This is a genomic window from Magnetococcales bacterium, assembly GCA_015231925.1.
Lineage (GTDB): Bacteria > Pseudomonadota > Magnetococcia > Magnetococcales > JADGAQ01 > JADGAQ01.
In genome coordinates, this window is sequence record JADGAQ010000223.1 from 1 (window position 1) to 6,155 (window position 6,155).

At 58.8% G+C, this 6,155-nt stretch carries 9 protein-coding genes and 1 CRISPR repeat array; of the genes, 8 read left to right on the plus strand and 1 reads right to left on the minus strand.

All coding sequences use genetic code 11. From position 1 onward, the window contains the following. The first annotated feature begins 153 nt into the window (after positions 1-153). The 6 genes from HQL56_17485 to HQL56_17510 all read left to right on the plus strand — a co-directional run bounded on the left by HQL56_17485 (position 154) and on the right by HQL56_17510 (position 3,705). Positions 154-576, plus strand: a complete 423-nt coding sequence (locus tag HQL56_17485) for a hypothetical protein (GenBank protein MBF0311311.1) — start codon at positions 154-156, stop codon at positions 574-576. 4 nt (positions 577-580) lie between these two features. Beyond that, a complete protein-coding gene (locus HQL56_17490; protein MBF0311312.1) occupies positions 581-772 on the plus strand; it encodes a hypothetical protein in 192 nt (63 codons plus the stop codon). Between the two features lies 1 nt (position 773). Then, a complete protein-coding gene (locus tag HQL56_17495; protein ID MBF0311313.1) occupies positions 774-947 on the plus strand; it encodes a hypothetical protein in 174 nt (57 codons plus the stop codon). Next, positions 938-2,116 (plus strand): hypothetical protein, encoded by a 1,179-nt coding sequence (locus HQL56_17500; GenBank protein MBF0311314.1) that lies wholly within the window; start codon positions 938-940, stop codon positions 2,114-2,116. The genes HQL56_17495 and HQL56_17500 overlap by 10 nt, the downstream gene beginning before the upstream one ends. Continuing rightward, positions 2,097-2,321: a hypothetical protein gene (locus tag HQL56_17505; protein ID MBF0311315.1), complete on the plus strand. Its 225-nt coding sequence runs from the start codon at positions 2,097-2,099 to the stop codon at positions 2,319-2,321. Before HQL56_17500 ends, HQL56_17505 begins: the two co-directional genes overlap by 20 nt. Before the next feature lie 445 nt (positions 2,322-2,766). Beyond that, positions 2,767-3,705 carry a hypothetical protein gene (locus HQL56_17510; protein MBF0311316.1) on the plus strand — a complete coding sequence of 313 codons (939 nt, stop codon included), beginning with the start codon at positions 2,767-2,769 and terminating at the stop codon, positions 3,703-3,705. Positions 3,706-4,011: 306 nt separating this feature from the next. Here the strand turns inward: HQL56_17510 and HQL56_17515 are convergent, their stop codons facing one another. Continuing rightward, on the minus strand, positions 4,012-4,512 hold the full coding sequence (locus tag HQL56_17515) for a DDE-type integrase/transposase/recombinase (protein MBF0311317.1): 501 nt from the start codon (positions 4,510-4,512) through the stop codon (positions 4,012-4,014). Between the two features lie 83 nt (positions 4,513-4,595). Between HQL56_17515 and HQL56_17520 the strand changes: the two genes are divergently transcribed. Both HQL56_17520 and HQL56_17525 read left to right on the plus strand, forming a co-directional pair. Beyond that, the gene (locus tag HQL56_17520) at positions 4,596-4,739 is read left to right on the plus strand and encodes a hypothetical protein (protein ID MBF0311318.1); all 144 of its coding nucleotides are present in this window, start codon (positions 4,596-4,598) and stop codon (positions 4,737-4,739) included. Between the two features lie 229 nt (positions 4,740-4,968). Next, positions 4,969-5,838: a CRISPR direct-repeat array (repeat unit 36 nt; unit sequence GTCCGGACCCCGCCCTGAATACGAAGGGATTGAGAC). A gap of 165 nt (positions 5,839-6,003) precedes the next feature. Further along, a partial coding sequence (locus HQL56_17525) for a transposase (GenBank protein MBF0311319.1) occupies positions 6,004-6,155 on the plus strand: 152 nt, incomplete at its 3' end.

The window sequence follows — 6,155 nt, forward strand, 5'->3', positions numbered from 1 at the left end:
GTGAAAGCACCACACGGCAGGAGTATATCATATCACTCTTTGGTTAACACTCCCTCCTGATGATCGCCAGCTTTCGGCGGCACCTGGGGCAGCAGCAGCTACAACGGTCCCTCCGGTTGCTTCGAGCGCACCCGCGTCTGTCCCTGGGACACGGTGGCCGCCGGTTGGCCGCCCTTCCTCTTCGCCAACCTGGGCTACTGGGCCTACAACGACACCAGCGCCAGCATGCCCAGAAAGTTTTCCCGCACCGGCGCGACCCTCACCGGCGCGTCGGCGGGCCTCAACGCCAACGTCATTCCCTTCGGCAGCCTGAGCTGGTTCATGACCAACCTCAGCGGGGTGGACCAGAAGGTTCCCGACGACGCCGGAGGTTCGTTCATTCCCTTTTCCCCCATCCTGCTGGTGGACAGCGGCAACATGCCCATGCACTACGGGGAAATCACCAGCCTGTGCGATCTGTGGGTGCTGCCCCGGGGCGGGGCCGCCAACCTGGACGTGATCCAGAAAAACGGCGTCAACTACCTCTGCCTCCAGGCTCAGACCTCGGTGAAAATGTTCGCGGTGAGAAAGGGGTGAGACCATGGCCAACGCCTTTCCCGTCCCCTGGACGCCCCCCGTCGGCTGCGTGGGATTCACCGCCGCCGCGCCCCGCTTCGGCAAAGCTGCTCCTGCCCCATCCCCGGTGACCACCGGCATCCAGACTGCCACCCGGCAGGGCGTCGCGGCCAATGCCGGGGCTTCCTCCACCCCCTCTCAATACTGGAGCAGCTGATATGCTCACCTTCGCGGATCGCGTCAAGGAGTCCGCCGCCGTCTCCGGGGCGGGAGCCTACATCCTGAACGGGGCCGTGCCCGGCCACCAGGGGTTCATCGAGGCCATCGGCGGCAACCAGCGCTGCGCCTGGAGCGCAACGGCGTCGGCCTGCCCCGATTTTCGGTGTCCGTGATCAGCCCGACGGCGCGCCTGACATCGCCACGGGCCACCCCCATGGAACGCACCCCGGACGAACCGACCCAGGCTCGCGCCGCTGCCGAAGAGGCCATCGGCGAAACCATCCTTTGGGAACTGGTGGACTGGCTGATCCCCGGCGGCAGGCTGGCGGTCCACAACGCCACCCCCGCCGACGTGGTCCGGACCATTGCCGAGGCCACCGGGGGTGTGGTGGAGACCCTGCCCGAGGGACAACTGCGGGTGCGGCACCGTTTCCCGGTAGCGGTCCCCGACTGGGCCACAGCCACCCCCGATCACATCCTGACCGATTCCGCCGACAACCTGTCGTGCCGCGAATCCCACATGCTGCGCCGCCGGGTCAACCGGGTGTTGGTGCGGGGCTATCTGCCCCAATCCGGCCACCTCGCCGCCGAGTTGGACAATCGCCCAGACGGGCTGAACGAGGGCCGGAACGGCTTCTTCACGGGCGAGACCGCCCATCTGTTGGTTCACGCCGGGCCGGAGGTGACCGGGGTGGAGTTGGCTTCGTCCGCCGGACAACTGCTGCCGGGACCGCAGCAGACCCTGCGCCTGACCCAGGATATCATTTTCGACGGCGTCGCTTCGGCCACCCTGGATCAGCCCGCCGTTTCCATCGATTCGGTGATCTGGTTGGGCAACGATCTGGGCATGCTCACCCTGGAAGCCGACCGGCGCACCCTGTCCGCTGAGCGCGCCGGGGTGGCCATCGCCCGCATCGGCTATACCGCCGTGGCCCGTTCCTGGGGCCTGACCGCGCCGGAGACCGTGACCGGGCTGGACGCCTTCCCGGTGCAGGTGCGGGCTGTGGCCCAGAACGGCGCGACGCCCCTGGACGGCAAAATCATCTGTCAGCGCGGCGCAGGCGATCATCCCGGCGAGGATATCTCCGATCCCCTGTTGGCCGATACCCTGGCCAAACTTTCCCGAGGACGCGCCGAAATCGACAGCGGCGAGATCCTGCAGGAGGTCTCCCTGACCTGCCTCCATCGACCGGGCCTCCTGCCGGGCCAACTGGTCGAGATCCACGACGCCATGATGGGCCAGACCTGGCGCGGCAAAGTGACCGGCGTCACCCATGCCGCCGCCGGACCAAGGCTCACCACCACCCTGGAGATCCTGCGCCATGTCCCAGCCCCTGATTGACCTGCAACGCCTGCTGGCAGGGCGTCAGACCACGACCGGGCGGGTGGTGGCACTCAACGGGGGGATGGTCCGGGTGGTCACGGCCCAGGGGGTGGTGGAAGTGGTCGCCGAAACTGGGCTGGCGGTAGGAGACCGGGTGACGGTGCGCGACGGTCGGGCCGTCAAAAGCCAGGGTAGCGCGGACGCGCCGGTGGTTTTCGTGTGACGAGCAGCGCGCCGGACTCGACCCGGGGGGAATCCCGCAGCCTGAACAGGCTGGCATGATTTTTCATTCCGCCCCACCAGCGAATTTAAACACTACCAGCCTTTTGGCGAGGAGTATACAATCATGTTAATAAAATCACAGGGCGATCCAGGGCGGATCACGTCTACGGTAATCGTACCCATAGGTGTGGATTCTCCACCAAAGGGCAACGCTACCAACCGTGCATCACCATGATTCGCTTTTATTTTTTACCCCTTGACGGGGCGACTGCGGTTTGCAAACCTGGACCCAGGTAGAAGGATCTCCCGGCCCCAATTTGGGGGCAGGTGCGGGTGCCCCCCTCAAGGGAGGAGCATCCCGGTTTTGGCAAGTCCGTGGCGCTCAGGCTCCACACCCTTTTGATTGAACGTAGCTCAATTTCAGCCTTGATTGTGGTGCCCTGCCCATGCTCGCTCCCTGCTCACGTCCAAGCGTACCCAAGCTCCCTCGCCGGAATATGGCGAGAGGGGTTCGTGGTCGTGTTCAAGCATTGGAAAAGTCAAACACGTTTTTCCGTCATCCAAACATGAAACGACTATTATTTGTGCACGCTAAATGCATACATTATTGGATCAGTTTTATTTTATTGATGTTATTTGGAGCTAGCACTGAAGCAATCGCAGAGTGTACCGATAAAGTTGGGATCTTTCCTTGGCAATTTGCAAGGCCGTTTGATAAAACATTATGCCCTGCAATTGGGCATATTAACGGCATCAAGGTTTCCATACCAAAACATTATCTTTTTGCAGGAGTTCAGTATGTTGGAGAGGATGTTTGGTCAGGAAAAAGAAGGAATTTTACGCCTACATTTGACAGTGAGATTTTCCACTTCGCGCTCTTGTTACGATTCAAAACGATGCGACCGATTGAGAACGAGCAGGATTGGAAAGATCATGGTAAGAGCCAAGGGGAAGTTGTTAACAATTTGACAAGCCTGTGGGTAAGGCCGGGATTCGATTCAAATGCCCATGACATTAAAAAACCCAATCTTGAGCCCGTATTTCAAAATAAGATCAATAAAGGTTATTTTGGACCTTGGGAGATGCAAAACGAAGAAGTGTTTAATATGAAGCATTATAAGTCAACGGGGCTGTCCAACATGACACTCTCGGAACCGGATCGTGATTTGTATTACTCAGACAAGAACTCCGGAACAATAATCGAGTGTGAAAGATATCATAACCATGATAAAACGCTGATTCTCACATCATGCAGGCATTTATTTATGTTCCCAGAGTTGGGATCCTCTGTCAAAGTTGAATACCCTGAGGAGTATCTCAATCAATGGGAAAAAATTGAGAACGCATTAAAACAGATAGGTTTATCCTTCAAGGTTGATCAATGAACGGGAGATAGTGATGCCTGAACTGTACCGCACCCGGTTTCCTGGACACAAGATTGTTGTGAACTCCTTGCCCTCATACCCACCATTCGGGGGACTCTGTCCCCCGCACCCCCTGGGATTTACCGCCTGAAGGCCAAAGCAAGGGGAAGAGGCTGGAAGAGGCAGGACGGAATCCTGCCCCTCCCTTGCTTCGGTCCCTGCTCGGCGCTCGGGTCGCGTCCCCGCGTTGCCCTGTCTTCCGGCAGGCTGGTTGACATTCTACCCCTCATCCACCTGTTCTTTCCACCAGCTCTTCCCAATCATCGCTCAGGCAGCGGCTTTCAGACCATGTTCCGCTTCCCAATCCGTCCTGGCCCGGAATGGGCTGGCGTACCCCAGCTTCTCCAGCAGCCATTGCTGGTTGTAGCGTTCCGCGAAGAGACGCACGGCCTGCCGCACCTCCTCGGCATTACGGAAGATCTCCCCGTTGAGGGACTGCTCCTTCATCGTACGGTTGAACCTTTCCGCCACCCCGTTGGTCTGGGGCTCCTCCACAAAGCCGTAGTTGGGCCGAATCCCCCAGAACTTGAGCTGATTCGTGAAATGGTCCGCCATGTACTGACTGCCGTGGTCCATGCGCAACGACAACCCCCTGGCGACCCCCGCCGCCACCCCGCCATAAAGCCTCCCAAGTCCCATGGCAATGGGCTGCAAAGCCGCAAAACGATCCCCCTTCTTGCAGACGTGCCATCCCACGCATTCGGCATTCCAATGGTCAATGGCGCTGAAAACCCAGACCCACCCTTCATCCAGGGTCAACACCTTCACCCCGTCCGTCCCCCACATGACGTTGGGGGCATCGGTGGTGATGCGGCCATCGTGAGGAAGCCGCGCAAAAGGCCTTGAAATTTGTGGCCAAGGAGTTGTCCCGCCTGGAACTGGAGCTTCATCCGGACAAGACCCGCGTGGTCCGAAGCTGTCCCCAGGTGCAGTTCCTGGGCCGGAAGATGCCCATCCGCCCTGTTCTCCTGCCCACGCCTCCCGTCCGGCGGTGAGACGGAAAGCTAACTTTTTTGGGTACCCAAGAATTGACTGATGGCGCGACGAGCCAGTTTATCAGCACACGCTTATAGTATAGATATTTCAATAAGTTACGATTAAAACTGGTTTTTCAAAAATGCTCATTTCATGAGCAGTCCCCTATCGGAGAAAGCTAACAAAAATGCACAACTTTTCATCATTGATTTTTATCAGGGTTATCAGTACATTGAAGAAGTGGAAGGGGTCCGGACCCCGCCCTGAATACGAAGGGATTGAGACCGTGAATAATATCCAGTAAGCTGGCAGAATTGTCCGGACCCCGCCCTGAATACGAAGGGATTGAGACCGGTGGTGATGTGGAGGTTGTTCTTCGTCATCCGTCCGGACCCCGCCCTGAATACGAAGGGATTGAGACATTCGTCGGTCAGCCAGCCAACAGCCATTTGGGGTCCGGACCCCGCCCTGAATACGAAGGGATTGAGACGGGGGTTAGGTCCCGGTACCCCTGGTGCTGGGCGTCCGGACCCCGCCCTGAATACGAAGGGATTGAGACTGCTGCATCGCCAGTCCGCTCCGCACCATTGTGGTCCAGACCCCGCCCTGAATACGAAGGGATTGAGACATTCAAGCCCATCCGCAATAGCGTTGCAGCGTCCGTCCGGACCCCGCCCTGAATACGAAGGGATTGAGACTCTCAACTCCCGTTGCCAGCTCATCACGCCAGGGTCCGGACCCCGCCCTGAATACGAAGGGATTGAGACTCCCCGCCCTTGGGCAGATCCACCAGGACATGGCGTCCGGACCCCGCCCTGAATACGAAGGGATTGAGACTGCCGATGGAGGATGCCCATCCTAGTCAACAGTTGGTCCGGACCCCGCCCTGAATACGAAGGGATTGAGACCGAAGAAAATCGTCCGAGATTCGGATTTTGATTCGTCCGGACCCCGCCCTGAATACGAAGGGATTGAGACCTCTCGTCAGGGGCATGCAGCCATATGTGATACCGTCCGGACCCCGCCCTGAATACGAAGGGATTGAGACCCAAGCTGGGGATTCCAGACGTCGAGTACGAACGGGTCCGGACCCCGCCCTGAATACGAAGGGATTGAGACCCCCCCAGGACGAATGCCAGGGGTTTGAGTCAGCAGGAACGTAAGTCCATGCTGTCTTCGGGTCATGAGGGATTGAGTCTGGTTCGGTAATGTCAGTTGTTGGGTCTCAACCGGTCATCGGCGTATTACCGTCGACGCCCGGTGGATGCCGGGGATTTGTCGCTGATGCGGTTGATTGACGAGCAATTTCTGAAAACGCCGGTTTACGGAAGTCGGAGGATGACGGCGCATTTGCAACGAACCGGTCATGGGGTGAATCGAACGGCCCAATCAAGTATGGTCCACGGACATCACCTATCTGCCGTTGGCACGAGGGT

Bases quoted from the DNA above. Each gene is read 5' to 3' on its own strand.
- HQL56_17490 (MBF0311312.1), top strand. From the start codon at position 581: ATGGCCAACGCCTTTCCCGTCCCCTGGACGCCCCCCGTCGGCTGCGTG.
- HQL56_17495 (MBF0311313.1), top strand. From the start codon at position 774: ATGCTCACCTTCGCGGATCGCGTCAAGGAGTCCGCCGCCGTCTCCGGG.
- HQL56_17505 (MBF0311315.1), top strand. From the start codon at position 2,097: ATGTCCCAGCCCCTGATTGACCTGCAACGCCTGCTGGCAGGGCGTCAG.
- HQL56_17510 (MBF0311316.1), top strand. From the start codon at position 2,767: ATGCTCGCTCCCTGCTCACGTCCAAGCGTACCCAAGCTCCCTCGCCGG.